Annotated in this window: 14 protein-coding genes; 6 read left to right on the top strand and 8 right to left on the bottom strand. The window is 44.7% G+C overall.

The genetic code is table 11. From position 1 onward, the window contains the following. Positions 1 to 365 precede the first annotated feature (365 nt). On the top strand, positions 366 to 1,781 hold the full coding sequence (locus KO533_RS19935) for an MFS transporter (RefSeq protein WP_219255824.1): 1,416 nt from the start codon (positions 366 to 368) through the stop codon (positions 1,779 to 1,781). A 121-nt stretch (positions 1,782 to 1,902) separates the two neighbouring features. Here the strand turns inward: KO533_RS19935 and KO533_RS19930 are convergent, their stop codons facing one another. Then, positions 1,903 to 2,388, bottom strand: a complete 486-nt coding sequence (locus KO533_RS19930) for a YajQ family cyclic di-GMP-binding protein (RefSeq protein ID WP_006080274.1) — start codon at positions 2,386 to 2,388, stop codon at positions 1,903 to 1,905. A 155-nt stretch (positions 2,389 to 2,543) separates the two neighbouring features. Between KO533_RS19930 and KO533_RS19925 the strand changes: the two genes are divergently transcribed. The 4 genes from KO533_RS19925 (at position 2,544) to KO533_RS19910 (ending at position 5,912) form a co-directional block, all read left to right on the top strand. After that, entirely contained in the window at positions 2,544 to 2,906 is a 363-nt protein-coding gene (locus KO533_RS19925; protein WP_105250138.1) for a VanZ family protein, read from the top strand. 50 nt (positions 2,907 to 2,956) lie between these two features. Further along, positions 2,957 to 3,913, top strand: a complete 957-nt coding sequence (locus KO533_RS19920; RefSeq protein ID WP_219255822.1) for a 2-dehydropantoate 2-reductase — start codon at positions 2,957 to 2,959, stop codon at positions 3,911 to 3,913. A 350-nt stretch (positions 3,914 to 4,263) separates the two neighbouring features. Further along, complete coding sequence (locus KO533_RS19915; RefSeq protein WP_105250140.1) at positions 4,264 to 4,602, top strand: P-II family nitrogen regulator; 339 nt, start codon at positions 4,264 to 4,266, stop codon at positions 4,600 to 4,602. Then, on the top strand, positions 4,599 to 5,912 hold the full coding sequence (locus tag KO533_RS19910) for an ammonium transporter (RefSeq protein ID WP_219255819.1): 1,314 nt from the start codon (positions 4,599 to 4,601) through the stop codon (positions 5,910 to 5,912). Before KO533_RS19915 ends, KO533_RS19910 begins: the two co-directional genes overlap by 4 nt. A 102-nt stretch (positions 5,913 to 6,014) precedes the next feature. Here the strand turns inward: KO533_RS19910 and KO533_RS19905 are convergent, their stop codons facing one another. The 6 genes from KO533_RS19905 to KO533_RS19880 form a co-directional block, all read right to left on the bottom strand. After that, entirely contained in the window at positions 6,015 to 7,535 is a 1,521-nt protein-coding gene (locus KO533_RS19905; RefSeq protein WP_219255817.1) for an EAL domain-containing protein, read from the bottom strand. A gap of 159 nt (positions 7,536 to 7,694) precedes the next feature. Then, positions 7,695 to 8,567: a DMT family transporter gene (locus KO533_RS19900; protein WP_219255815.1), complete on the bottom strand. Its 873-nt coding sequence runs from the start codon at positions 8,565 to 8,567 to the stop codon at positions 7,695 to 7,697. Positions 8,568 to 8,755: 188 nt separating this feature from the next. Beyond that, on the bottom strand, positions 8,756 to 9,604 hold the full coding sequence (kdsA, locus tag KO533_RS19895) for a 3-deoxy-8-phosphooctulonate synthase (protein ID WP_105250144.1): 849 nt from the start codon (positions 9,602 to 9,604) through the stop codon (positions 8,756 to 8,758). Positions 9,605 to 9,662: 58 nt separating this feature from the next. Further along, a complete protein-coding gene (locus KO533_RS19890) occupies positions 9,663 to 10,910 on the bottom strand; it encodes a DUF819 family protein (protein WP_105250145.1) in 1,248 nt (415 codons plus the stop codon). 156 nt (positions 10,911 to 11,066) lie between these two features. Next, positions 11,067 to 11,855, bottom strand: coding sequence for a tetratricopeptide repeat protein (locus KO533_RS19885; protein ID WP_105250146.1), 789 nt, complete (start codon positions 11,853 to 11,855; stop codon positions 11,067 to 11,069). Next, the gene (locus KO533_RS19880) at positions 11,855 to 12,250 is read right to left on the bottom strand and encodes a SirB2 family protein (protein WP_006080263.1); all 396 of its coding nucleotides are present in this window, start codon (positions 12,248 to 12,250) and stop codon (positions 11,855 to 11,857) included. Before KO533_RS19880 ends, KO533_RS19885 begins: the two co-directional genes overlap by 1 nt. 119 nt (positions 12,251 to 12,369) lie before the next feature. Between KO533_RS19880 and KO533_RS19875 the strand changes: the two genes are divergently transcribed. Beyond that, on the top strand, positions 12,370 to 12,783 hold the full coding sequence (locus KO533_RS19875) for a GNAT family N-acetyltransferase (protein ID WP_219255813.1): 414 nt from the start codon (positions 12,370 to 12,372) through the stop codon (positions 12,781 to 12,783). A 202-nt stretch (positions 12,784 to 12,985) separates the two neighbouring features. Here KO533_RS19875 and KO533_RS19870 read toward each other — a convergent pair whose 3' ends face one another. Continuing rightward, positions 12,986 to 13,189 carry a YheV family putative zinc ribbon protein gene (locus KO533_RS19870; RefSeq protein ID WP_011788205.1) on the bottom strand — a complete coding sequence of 68 codons (204 nt, stop codon included), beginning with the start codon at positions 13,187 to 13,189 and terminating at the stop codon, positions 12,986 to 12,988. Between the last annotated feature and the right edge of the window lie 158 nt (positions 13,190 to 13,347).

The following is a 13,347-nucleotide window of genomic DNA, read 5'->3' as shown; positions in this document are numbered from 1 at the left end:
CGGGCGAGTGCTTCTGAGAGTTGCATAAAAAAATCCGATGACATGAGGTCATCGGATTTTGATCTTTTCAGCGAGATCGTCAAGCGATCTGTCTTAACTGATCGGCATTACCTGTAATAGGGCCTTTTTTATTTCGTAAACCAATTCCTCGTGTGTACATTATTACGCTCTCCTTACTATCAAGATCAATGCTGGCGATAAAGATAAGCGATAAACTTTTAGCTACAAAAAGTTAACTCCCGCGCCATATTCAACCATCTTATTGTGCTAAACGGGACTCCAAAGTAAAAGGAATACCATTAGCCCTTGAACCCTATGGCACCTTACCCGTAAGCTAAGCGGATTAAACACTTAGACTCATGCCTATGTCCGCAACAGGTTTTATTCAACGCACACTCGATGCCCTCAGTGTCTATTATCACAAGCGGGTTTTGATCCTGTTATTACTGGGTTTTTCTGCTGGTTTACCATTAATGCTGGTATTTTCAACGTTATCCTTTTGGTTGCGTGAAGCAGGTGTTGATCGCACTTCAATCGGTTATTTCAGCTGGATAGCCTTAGCTTATGCGTTTAAATGGGCTTGGTCACCCTTAGTCGATCGGCTTTCATTGCCACTGCTAACTCGATTTCTAGGCCGCCGCCGTAGCTGGATGCTGTTCGCTCAGTTGTTATTGGTTGGTGCCATCTTAGGCATGTCTTTTAGTGATCCCCTCAAAGATCTCGAGCGCTTGGCACTGTTCGCGTTAATGGTCGCCTTTGCCTCTGCCACCCAAGATATTGTTATTGATGCCTTTCGGATTGAATCAGCCCCAGAAAAGATGCAAGCCGCACTAGCAGCGGCCTATCAAGTGGGTTATCGCAGCGCCATGATTATCGCCACCGCAGGTGCTCTCACCATAGCGGCTTGGGTTGAACCCGGTAACACGGCATACAACTTAGTGGCATGGCAAACTTCTTACCTGATTATGGCAGGATTGATGTCTGTTGGGATTTTGACCACGCTTTTTAGCCGCGAACCCGAAGTCGATACCCGCGCAGCCGATGCCACTGAATTAGCGCTAAAACAACGCTTAAGTGCACGTTATCCTAGAATTATCGCAGCGGGCATATCTTGGGTATATACAGCCAGTATTTTACCCTTTATCGACTTTTTCAAACGCTATGGCCGCAGCGCTATCCTCATCTTATTACTGATTTCTTGCTACCGGATCTCGGATATTGTGATGGGGATTATGGCGAACGTCTTTTATGTGGACATGGGATTCACTAAAGAAGAAATTGCCTATTTAAGTAAAATCTATGGCCTGATCATGACCTTAGTCGGCGCAGCCTTTGGCGGCGTTCTGTTAGCTCGCTTCGGAACTATGAAAATCCTTTTCCTCGGTGCCTTACTGGTTGCCGTAACCAATCTGCTATTCGCGTGGCAGGCAGTGATTGGCTACAACGTGCCCTTTTTAACCTTTGCTATTTCAGTGGATAACTTCAGCGCTGGGATAGCCACGGCGGCATTTATTGCCTATCTCTCGAGTCTCACTAGCAACGGCTACAGTGCAACGCAATATGCCTTACTGTCTTCGATTATGTTGCTTTTCCCTAAATTTATCGCGGGCTTCTCGGGCGCTTATGTCGACGCATTTGGTTATGTGAACTTCTTTGTCGCCGCCAGTGTTATTGGCTTTCCGGTGTTGTTTTTGGTTGTCTTAGTCAACAAGTATGCGCCGCATCCAAGCACATCATTAATGGATGATTCGTCAAAAAGTGCAGCAGCAAAATCGGATTAAGGTCTCATAGCACTTATGCCATCAATATAAAAAAGCCCTCACACCTTAGTGTGAGGGCTTTTACATTTAAAGACGAAATGGCAAACGCGATACTGCATCACGTTAAACCAATTCTGCTCGATTAATCTTTAAAGTTATCAAATTGGAAAGGCTGGCCTAACTCAGACTCACGTGCCAACGCCATGACAGCTTGTAAATCGTCACGTTTTTTACCTGTAACTCGTACTTTCTCGCCCTGAATAGACGCTTGCACTTTAAGTTTGCTGTCTTTAATTAGCTTGACCAGTTTTTTAGCAATTAAGGTTTCTATACCTTCTTTAAACTTCACTTTTAGGGAGAAGGTTTTACCGCTGTGGATGGCTTTCTCATCGACTTCCATCGAAGACGGATCCACATTACGTTTGCTCAGTTGCATACGTAAAATGTCCACTAATTGTTGGCATTGGAAGTCATCTTCAGCGGTTAACGTGACCACATGGTCCTTATATTCCACGTCAGCCGTTTTACCTCGAAAATCGAAACGTGTCGCCAGCTCACGCTTAGTATTATCAACCGCATTACGCAGTTCAACTTCATTCACTTCTGACACAATATCCATTGAAGGCATAGTTTTTATGTCCCATATCAAATTAATATGCAGCTAGTTTACCCACACACAGGCCTAAGTTGAAGGTAAAGCCTAGAATAAAAGCGTAATCATGGGTGACTTTAGCCACACATTTTCCTATCATTGCCCCACTCTAAGCTAATACAAACATATTTGTGATAACTAAAAACACCCTATTTAAGCTGGCTTTAGCCGTAGCCTTTGTCGTGATCAGTTATCTGGTATTTTCCAGACCAACCTATTCGCAAAGTATTCCGAATATCGACAAGGTAGGCCATCTTGGGAGCTTTTTTTGCCTCTCCTATCTCACCTATCTTGCTTTCAAACCTAAGTGGTATTGGTTATCTCTCACACTGGCAAGCTACGCCATTTTAATTGAGTTAGTGCAATCACGTTTGCCCTACCGTAGCGCTTCTGTGGGTGACGTTATTGCCGACTTTTCGGGTATTGCACTGTTTTACTTTTGCAATTGGGCCTATGGCAAATACTTCCGCGCAGCGCAATTGCGAGAAGATTAACTCAGGCGCTTCAAACTGGTACTGATGACCGATACCTTAAGGCTACAGATATGACTCATGCTGTGAACATAAATCGCGTGGTGGATATTGCGATTTTAGGTGCTGGTGCCGTTGGGCAGCTTATTTGCCACCAACTGACTACAGCGGGCATGGGTGTTGGTCTTATCGGCCGCGATTCAATTGCATCTATACAGCAGACACTTAGCGTCACTCCATTAGCGCCGGCCAATGATAATCAACAGAAAACACACGCACTCCAGTATTCTGTGCCTATCTTGACGGCCAATGCGCTCGATAATATCCGCCTCGTGATTGTCTGCGTCAAAGCCTATCAAGTGCTCGATGCACTTTTGCCCTTACTTAACCAACTGCCCAGACAATGCCACATTTTGTTGTTACACAATGGAATGGGACCTCATTTAGCCCTAGCGCCGCTAATTGATGCGCAAGCTGATAGCAGAGGGTTAAGCCTAGGGACAACTTCTCAAGGGGTGTTACGTCAAGCCAGTTGGCAAATTAGGCAAACGGGACAAGGGCTAACTCAATTTGGGCATTTTGCAGGTACAGAGCTCACTGAGCATTATCGCAATGCTTTACTGGCGGCTATCCCAAACAGTGAATGGGTGGATGCCATTGTGCCTTGTCTATGGCAGAAACTCGCCGTTAATGCCGCGATTAATCCACTTACAGCACTATATCAATGTCCTAATGGCACACTCGCCGAGCCAGGTTTTAGTGACATGATTAAAGGCATTCTCGACGAGTTAGTCACGGTTGCCACACTCGAGGGCGTGCCTCTCGATAAACAATTGTTACACGACAGGGTCTATCAGGTGATCCGACTCACTGCGGGGAATTTCTCATCGATGCACCAAGATATTGCACACCAAAGACGAACTGAGATAGACCAAATTAATGGTTATATCTGTGAGCGTGCACGAGCGCACGGTTTAAGTGCACCAGTTAATGCTGACCTCTGGGCGCGCGTCAAACAGCTAGAAGCTTAAGCAAGAAAACTCACATAACAAAACTAAATATAACATTATGTTTAATTGATATAATTTTTAATTTTTTGCTAAATCCCCACTTTTTATTTACCGCATTAAAACGCGAATTCCCCTAGTGCCATACTCACTCGGCTTTTGCCGCACTCATGCTAGTCAAGCAAATTTAACTTGCACCAACAATACGCACCAAATCAGGGCAGATTAACTTTGCCTTGCACCGTTTTGCATCAAAATTTTAAGCTATTTCGGTGCATTTTAATGTTAACGCAATGATAATAAATGCTTTATCTATATGGCCTAATTCCTGCTTTATTCCAATAAATTGAGTCTGCAGCTTGTTGGAGAGAAAATTGAAACTGGTCACCGCAATCATTAAACCATTCAAATTAGACGATGTACGTGAAGCTTTAACCCAGCTCAGCGTCCATGGCATGACAGTCACTGAAGTACGCGGTTTTGGCCGCCAAAAGGGCCATACGGAATTGTATCGTGGTGCTGAATATGCAGTGGACTTTTTACCTAAGATTAAACTCGAAGTTGCCATTCATTCCGATCAAGAAGATGCCGTTATTGATGCCATTATTGCTGCAGCCCATACGGGCAAAGTGGGTGATGGCAAAATCTTTGTGACTTCGTTAGAACAAGTGGTGCGCATTCGCACTTCGGAAGAAGGAGTTGATGCCCTATGATGCTAGTGAGCTTCAGACTCAGTATTAAATACCTATTGATATTATTCAGTATATTGGCGACGAATGCCGTCGCCGATGATGGTCAATTTAGCGCTGCAAATACAGCGTGGATCTTAAGCTCATCCGCATTAGTGTTGTTGATGACCCTGCCAGGATTAGCCTTGTTTTACGGCGGTTTAGTTCGCAGTAAAAACGTGCTTTCAATATTGATGCAATGCTTCTCTATTGCCGCCCTAGTATCAGTTTTATGGTTCGGGCTAGGTTATTCACTCGCATTCGACACAGGTAACAGTTTCATCGGTGGCTTAGACAAAGCACTACTGTCAGGTATTGGTCGCGATAGTCTTAGCGGGGATATTCCCGAGCCGCTGTTTATGCTATTTCAAATGACCTTTGCCATCATAACGCCAGCCTTAATCATCGGTGGTTTTGCCGAGCGAATGAAGTTTTCAGCTGTGCTTATCTTTTCAGGTGCTTGGTTATTACTGGTTTATGCGCCGATCACCCACTGGGTTTGGGGCGGTGGCTGGTTAGCACAGCTAGGACTGTATGATTTCGCAGGCGGAACCGTGGTGCATATCACCGCAGGGGTTGCTGCGCTCGTGGCAGCTAAAGTGCTAGGTCCACGCAAAGGATTTTTAAACTCGGCGATTATGCCGCACAACCTGACGATGACAGTCACAGGCGCGGGCATGCTGTGGGTGGGTTGGTTCGGTTTTAACGGTGGCAGTGCGCTCGGCGCTAATGGCACCGCAGCCATGGCGATTCTAGCCACTCATCTCGCCGCTTCTATGGGCGCGATGACATGGGCGGCAATTGAGTGGATTAAGTTTGGTAAACCCAGCGCCCTTGGCATAGTCACAGGCATGGTAGCGGGCTTAGGCACTATCACTCCCGCCTCTGGTTATGTTGGCCCAGCAGGCGGCTTAGTCATAGGTTTACTCGGTGGGATCGTGTGTTTTTACTCAACGGTTTATATCAAACAGAAACTTAAAATCGATGACTCCTTAGACGTTTTCCCCGTGCACGGTGTCGGCGGTATTCTCGGTACCCTTTTGGCAGGAGTCTTTAGCTCGACCCAATTAGGCGTCTTTAGCGGCTACGGTTTTGCGGCAGTGAACGACACTATGATAGACCAACTTGGGGTACAGATTATCGGGGTTGTGGCGACATTCACTTATACTGCAGTGGTCACTTGGTTGCTGTTTGTGATCATCCGTAAGCTACTTGGCGGCCTTCGCGTCAGCACAGAACAAGAAGTTAACGGCTTAGATTTATCGGAACACGAAGAAACGGGTTATAGCCTTTAATCAGAACCTCGAGCCAGAACCTCGAGCCAGAACCTTTAGTTAAGACAGTTGAATAGCCATAAGGGTACCAAGGCGCCCTTATGGCTGACTTACATCATGATGCTACTTTTTGAAATGTTCGACTAACCATAACTTTAAATCCGCCAACTTCATCGGCTTAGCAAAGAGATAACCTTGTAAAAAATGGACTTGGCGACTGGTCAAATAGTCCGCCTGCTCCTGCGTTTCAACCCCTTCAGCCACCACCACATAATTCATCTTATGGGAGAGCTCAATAATGGTATCGAGTACGTGGGAAGTCACGGAGTCCTGCCCTATGGTATCGATGAAGCATTTATCGATTTTCAAGTAATCTAATGGCATGGTTTGTAACAGAGATAAGGTTGTTTGCCCAGTACCAAAGTCATCGATAGCCACTAAAATCCCCAACTGGCGTAAGCTTTCAATGCGCTGGCAAATATCCGGCGTTAATAATTGCCGTTCGGTGATTTCGATTAAAGGCTTAACGCCAATACGATCCAAAGAATCCCGCAGATGAATAAATTTCGACTCGATATCATCTTGGGTAAAATGCTCTGGCGCCACGTTAAACGCGACTCTAAAGCCCGATTCAACCTTCATATTAGCAAAATCTTTTAATGCCTTTTCGAAGATATAATTGGTCAATGGAACAATCAACTTGCTCTCTTCGGCGATAGGAATAAACAAATCAGGCCGTACTAAGCCCATTTGTGGGTGCTGCCAACGCACTAATGCCTCGACTCCTTTGGCCTTGCCGTCCTCAGCACAGATCACAGGTTGATAAACCAAAAAGAACTCTTCGTTCTCTATCCCGCTACGAATATCATCTGCAAGGGAGTGACGAGATAACCGTGAATAGAGCACAAACAAGATAGAACCCGTAATCAAAATAATGCTAAAGGGTAATGAGATGGCAAAAAATATCCAAAAAAAATGCCTAAAAAAAGCAGGTGACATTTCTAGTAACACTGAAAAATTGTGCTCATCAGAATCTAAAGTCATTACCTCATTTTTGATAAATCCGAGTGATTCAGGAATCGTTTTACCATTGATTGATAAAGCGACATTGATAACTGCGCTGGGAAACACATCGGGCTGTACAAAGGAATCTACTAAATATTTCCCTTCAATAATCACAGCGGCGCCGTGTTTAGATTTAGGGTCCCATTTAGATGACACTATCGCGGGCACCTCAGGCATAAAAGGCGTGCCCGTAATAATAAACTGGTTAGATATTTCAAGATTTTCGGTAGCACTAACAATGCTCAGGGGAGTATCAATATCACCAGTTTTAGATGAGCAATAAACATGTTGTGAATCATATATTAAAGCCGAGCGAAAGTAGGGTTGGAACAACATATAGTTGTATAACTCTTGACACTCAGAATCCTTCAATGCCAATGCATAATGGCTGATTTCATTAGCATGGGACACCAAAGTATCAATATGACTCACATAAATAGCCCCCACACCTTTGACTTTATCTTCAACAAAATACTGTGCAGAGAGATAACTTGCGACAGCAGCAATTCCAATTGGAAACAATATGACTGCCAGCCATTGCCATAATGGCAGATTTAATTTTGCTAACTTTTTTCGCATATATCCTAACTCGCACTGCGCTCGGTTAAAAATGGTATCAAAATCTATGGAGCAAGACGTGTGTATATTTGTATCTCAGCGAATGTTTGCTTGATATAAACACACTGAATCTAGTTCTATTTTAGTCTAAAAAACCATCACACCTTCTATTAATTTAGTCTATTCCCACATCACCAAAATGGCGGCGATAGCGATCAAGACTAACCCTAGCATATCTTTTATCTTTACTTTTTCCTTCAGCCAAAAGGTGGCAATCAAGATCATAAAGAAAACTTCAACTTGACCTAAGGTTTTAACATAGGGCACAGCCTGCAACGACATTGCACTAAACCAACCGATAGAACCTAAACAACTGGCGGTGCTTGTCAGTAAAGTCAACTTAGGTCGTTGCCATAATGCTATCAGCGTAAATTTATCCTTAAGCAACAAATAACTGACTAACAGCAAAGTTTGTAGGCCTATCACAAATAGCAACACCCAAGCTGCGCTATGGGGGAAACCAATATTCAAACATAAACTCGCTTCTCGTACCCAAAGCGATGTCAGCGCAAACGAAGTACCACAGGCTAAACCAATCAATACCGTATTGAGCAACAGACTTCGCAGGCCTTGTTTGGCACTCATGAGAAAAATTGCCACACCACCCAACAACACTCCCGACCAACCTAAAAGGGATAAATGCGTCCCAAAAAACACTGTGCCTAAGATCGCCGCGACCACGGCTTCACTCTTGGCTAGCCCAGCACCAACGGCAAAGTTCTGTTGCTTGAACAATTTCACCATCAAGCCCGTCGCGAGAATTTGCATCGCCGATGCTCCGAGAATAAAACCGATAAAACGGTCGCTAAAATCGGGGATTCCGACATCCTGCCAAAGATATAAGCTCGCCAAATACACGGCGGCAATCGGCCCAGCCCAAATAAAACGCGCTAAGGTCACGCCCACAACACTCACTTCTTTACTCAGCTGGCTTTGAAACGCATTACGCCAAGCCTGCATAAATGCCGCCAGCAAAGTGAGTAAGATCCACATAAAGGTATTCCGTAAAGAATCTGATCGGCTATAAAAACAAGATTGTTAGGCAAAGCCCATCATAAAACATTAATGTTTCAGATAGCTACGGGGCTATACCAATCACATTCCTCGACTGAAAAACAAAAGCCCCGAACGAGTCGAGGCTTTGGGATTAAGTCACTAATTCATTAAGTCTTAGCTTGCGATTACTTACTGGTATCGATTGGCTCGAAGGATTTCACCAAATCGTCGATCGCTTTCATTTGCTTCAGATAATTTTCTAACTGATGCAAAGGTAGCGCACATGGGCCATCACACTTAGCGTTATCAGGATCGGGGTGCGCCTCAATGAATAGACCCGCTAAACCCAGCGCCATACCACTGCGCGCTAACTCGGTCGCCTGTGCGCGACGTCCACCCGCTGAATCTGCACGACCACCAGGGCGTTGCAGCGCATGAGTCGCATCAAAAATCACTGGGTAGCCAGATTGCTTCATCTCATCCATGCCCAACATATCAACGACTAAGTTGTTATATCCAAAGCTTGAACCACGTTCACACAGGATGATCTCGTCATTACCCGCTTCGTTAAACTTAGTGATGATATGGCGCATTTCATGTGGTGCTAAAAACTGTGGCTTTTTCACATTGATGATAGCGCCAGTTTTTGCCATCGCGACAACCAAATCAGTCTGGCGTGCTAGAAATGCAGGTAACTGAATAATATCAACTACTTCTGCCACTGGCGCACACTGATGCACTTCATGCACATCGGTGATCAAAGGTAAATTAAAGGTCTTTTTAATCTCTTCAAAAATCTTTAAGCCTTCTTCCATACCTGGACCGCGGTAAGAGTTGATCGAAGAACGATTCGCCTTATCAAAAGACGCCTTAAATATATAAGGGATCCCCAGCTTTTGAGTCACTTCGGCGTAGGTTTCAGCAATCGACATAGCAAGATCGCGAGACTCAAGCACATTCATGCCACCAAACAACACGAAAGGTTTATCGTTGGCAATCTCGATTGAACCTAGGTTTATGATTTTATTACTCATCGCAACTTCTCTCTAAAATGCTGGAACCTTTCCCAGCGGTGAATAGGAGCTAAGGCGGTTATACCGCAACTAACTGTAAAATTTGACCACAAATCCATGCCATATAGGTTCCTAACGCATAACCTAATACGGCTAACAGTACGCCCACGGGTGCTAATGCGGGGTGAAATGCCGCCGCAACTACAGGGGCCGACGCAGCACCGCCCACATTCGCTTGGCTGCCTACGGCCATATAAAATAACGGGGCTTTAATCAGCTTAGCCACCAATAACATAAAGCTTGCGTGAACGATCATCCACACAATACCAATTAAAAAGTACAATGGCGTATCAAGCACCTTACTCACATCCATATGTAGACCAATGGTCGCAACTAAGATGTAAAGGAAGGCTGAAGCCACTTTTGATGCCCCCGCCGCCTCTAAATGACGCACTGGGCTGAATGACATCGCCAAACCAATCGTTGTGACTATCACCACTAGCCAGAAAAATTTAGAGGTTAAACTGTAATCTGCGGTCCAAGGATAGTTCACTTCAAAAAATGGCCCCAGAAAATCAGCGGCGATATGAGCAATACCTGTGATACCAAAGCCTACAGCGACAATCAGCATAAGATCGCGCAGATTAGGAATGCGTGCATTTTCAGCGTGATACTTTTCAACTTTATCTTTTAACGCTTCAATAGCAGAAGTATCTGCACCGGTTTTAGCATCGATCTCTTTCGCTTTTGAGGCTAGGAACAGCAACACTGCCATCCAAATATTGGCGACTATCACATCGACTGTCACCATCACAGAGAAAATATTACCGCCCACGTCATAAATTTCTTTCATTGCAGCTTGGTTTGCGCCGCCACCAATCCAGCTCCCCGCTAAGGTCGTCATACCACGCCATACCGCATCGGGGCCATCGACCCCAATTAAAGAAGGTTCAATAACCGACACCAGCAACAAGGCGATAGGGCCGCCGATAACGATACCGACAGTGCCGGTTAAAAACATGATCAAAGCTTTCGGCCCTAAACTTAAAATAGCTTTTAAATCAACGCTTAAAATCAATAAGACTAAACAAGCTGGCAGCAAATAACGGGATGCCACAAAATACAGTTGTGAGGTATTACCATCGATTACCCCAAAGGTATTCAATAACGATGGCAAGAAATAGCACAATAAAAGGGCGGGAATAAAACGATAAAACTTCTGCCAAAAAGGATGACTACTGCTACTGGTATAAAATACAAAACCTAGAATTGTCGCGAGTATTCCTAACGCCGTGGCATCATTCGTCACTAAAGCCGTGCTTGTCATGCTAATTTCTCCCTGTTGATACAGTTATTATTTTTATTAGAGACTTAACTTTTAAGTCCCTGGGTCAAACTTCCATCTGCCCAGTGTTATTATTTTTGCGGTTTGAATTCGTTAATAAAAGTTGAATAAATAAGCAGAGCCCCGAAAGGCTCTGCTTTAGTGATAAACCTCGGCGTGTTCGTTTAATTCTTTGAGCTGCATCTTCACTATCTCGATCACGGGATCGTGAGGACTATTATCAACAAAATGCTGCAGATCGGCGGCGGCCACATTAATACAACCCAACTGCTGTGCAATAAACGCCCGCTCACGATTCAAATGCACATCGTCAACATGCCATTGCAACAGCAGGCTGCAACACTCCATCGCTGCCTCAAATTGATGCGACACTATGCAACCCGCCTTAAGCTCATGCAGCATACGCGTCAGCAGTTTTTTCACCGTTGCAGGCTTTAAGTAACTTGCCTTAAGTTCAGCAGCATTACCTAACTCGCCGCGCACTAACACGTGCAACTGGTGACGGGTGAGTTCCTTGCCCGTTAAAGGATCCAAATAACTCACTTCACCGCCAATCTTACAACGCAGAACCGTATTGCCAGGTAGCAATATGGGTTCGAGTTCAAGATCTAACTGCTTCGCCAGCAACATCAATACCGTCGCCAGCGTTGTACTATTACCTTGGCGACTAATTAAGCAAGTACCTAAATCTGCCGCCTCTGTACTGAAGTAGTTCTCACGAACACAAAAACCTAAATCCTCGTAAAACCAATGCAACAGCGCATTAAAACGCTGTTGTTGATCAACCAAGTAATGACTTAATACGGCTCCCGCCATTTCAAACCAAGCCCATTTAGCGGCTTCAAGTTTAGAAAATCCAAGGTGCGCACCTACATCCAATGCCGACTCGGGCAATGAAATGCCATCTTGCAGAGTGTAGTTACCCATTAACCCAATAATACCGCTTGTTTAAAATGAGCCAATTTAGCAGCATAAACCAACCAACCTATCGCGCCTAAGTAAGCAAACACTTTGAACAATTTGTTTCTATTCGCTTTTATGGCAATGGCGCCTAGGACAATGTAAGCAACTACAGCACCGATTTTTTCGGTCATCCAAGGATCCACAAAAGGAAATTGCTGGATCATAAAACATAAAGTTAAGCCCGACAGCAGTAGGAAAGTGTCGATAACATGGGGCGCTATCTTGAGCAGTTTCTTCTCCATCAGAGCCGATTGGCGCAGATGCAGGACAAAGCGAACGGTAAGCAGTAACACGCTCAACGCGATAAAGGTAAAATGCAGATGTTTAACCGCAGGATATAGACTGTAAAAAGTTTCCATTACGATACTTATGGCCAGTGACAAAGGCGCTAGTTTACCCTAATCCTTGGCGGCATACCAATGCCTATCAGCCTAGATATTCAGAGCTAACATCATAAAAAACCAAACGAGAAGTGACGATGAATTTAAGCTTAATTAACGATGAATCAACCGAGTTCGCCGACGCTGTAAAACAAAAAATTGTCGAGTTCAACCAAGTCCAATGGCAGGGGCTTAGCCGTAAAAATCTCGGACTCAAACTACAGGACTCCGAAGGTAAACTGTTAGCAGGGATCAGCGGTAAAACCTTCGGCAATTGGTTGTTAATCGACTATCTGTGGGTCAATGATTCTTTAAGACACCAAAGTATCGGCACGCGCTTATTATTAGCCGCAGAAAGCCAAGCAAAGGAGCGCGGCTGCCAATTTGCCCTACTCGATACCTTAGATTTTCAAGCTAAGCCCTTTTATGAGCGCCACGACTATCGCGTGCAGTGGATACAACAAGCCTACCCAGAAACCGGCAGTAAATTCTTTATGGTAAAAGTGTTGTGATGTTTAAGGTCAGCGGTCATAACCGTACCCAATGCTTAGGCTACCATTTCTGATATCTAACTCAGACCGTTTCAATGAACTTGAGCTAATTGCGAGTGGTTAATGATTTGCGCACCTTTTACTCGCAAAGCTACAAACGGAAAAATAAGAGATAGGACAGGCGTCCTCAGCCGAAGCAACCCAATTGAATTAAATCTTCAACCTAATCCGGCTTAAACACGCCGATCACTGCGCCGGTGGCTTTTTCTGCCACCTTTTCATCGGTTTGCTGTTCACGGTAATCACACTCTGTGCATTCAACGGTTTCGATGCCGTTTTCCTTGTAGAGTAAAATGCTGTCTTTGGCGCTGCATTTTGGGCACTTAGCACCGGCTACGAAACGCTTTTTGATTTTAGTGTTTGTCATAATAGATAAAGGACCAGATAGCAGGGCCAAGGGACTCGGCCGAAGAAATTGGCGCTATTTTGCCACACTGATGATTGAATGCCAGTGTTACCTGAAAGTATGAGGCCTTAGGTCGATGTGATGCGATTCGCTAAAGATCATCCTGAAAAGTCGAATAA

The sequence above is a fragment of the Shewanella sp. NKUCC05_KAH genome (genome assembly GCF_019345585.1).
Lineage (GTDB): Bacteria > Pseudomonadota > Gammaproteobacteria > Enterobacterales > Shewanellaceae > Shewanella > Shewanella oncorhynchi.
Note: the sequence above shows the minus strand (reverse complement) of the source record. Positions and strands in the feature narration are given on the sequence as shown.

Coding starts and splice junctions, on each gene's coding strand:
- KO533_RS19920 (WP_219255822.1), top strand. CDS start 2,957: ATGACTCATGCTGTGAACATAAATCGCGTGGTGGATATTGCGATTTTA.
- KO533_RS19930 (WP_006080274.1), bottom strand. CDS start 2,388: ATGCCTTCAATGGATATTGTGTCAGAAGTGAATGAAGTTGAACTGCGT.
- KO533_RS19870 (WP_011788205.1), bottom strand. CDS start 13,189: ATGACAAACACTAAAATCAAAAAGCGTTTCGTAGCCGGTGCTAAGTGC.
- KO533_RS19935 (WP_219255824.1), top strand. CDS start 366: ATGTCCGCAACAGGTTTTATTCAACGCACACTCGATGCCCTCAGTGTC.
- KO533_RS19875 (WP_219255813.1), top strand. CDS start 12,370: ATGAATTTAAGCTTAATTAACGATGAATCAACCGAGTTCGCCGACGCT.
- KO533_RS19900 (WP_219255815.1), bottom strand. CDS start 8,567: ATGTGGATCTTACTCACTTTGCTGGCGGCATTTATGCAGGCTTGGCGT.
- KO533_RS19890 (WP_105250145.1), bottom strand. CDS start 10,910: ATGACAAGCACGGCTTTAGTGACGAATGATGCCACGGCGTTAGGAATA.
- kdsA (WP_105250144.1), bottom strand. CDS start 9,604: ATGAGTAATAAAATCATAAACCTAGGTTCAATCGAGATTGCCAACGAT.
- KO533_RS19880 (WP_006080263.1), bottom strand. CDS start 12,250: ATGGAAACTTTTTACAGTCTATATCCTGCGGTTAAACATCTGCATTTT.
- KO533_RS19905 (WP_219255817.1), bottom strand. CDS start 7,535: ATGCGAAAAAAGTTAGCAAAATTAAATCTGCCATTATGGCAATGGCTG.
- KO533_RS19910 (WP_219255819.1), top strand. CDS start 4,599: ATGATGCTAGTGAGCTTCAGACTCAGTATTAAATACCTATTGATATTA.
- KO533_RS19885 (WP_105250146.1), bottom strand. CDS start 11,855: ATGGGTAACTACACTCTGCAAGATGGCATTTCATTGCCCGAGTCGGCA.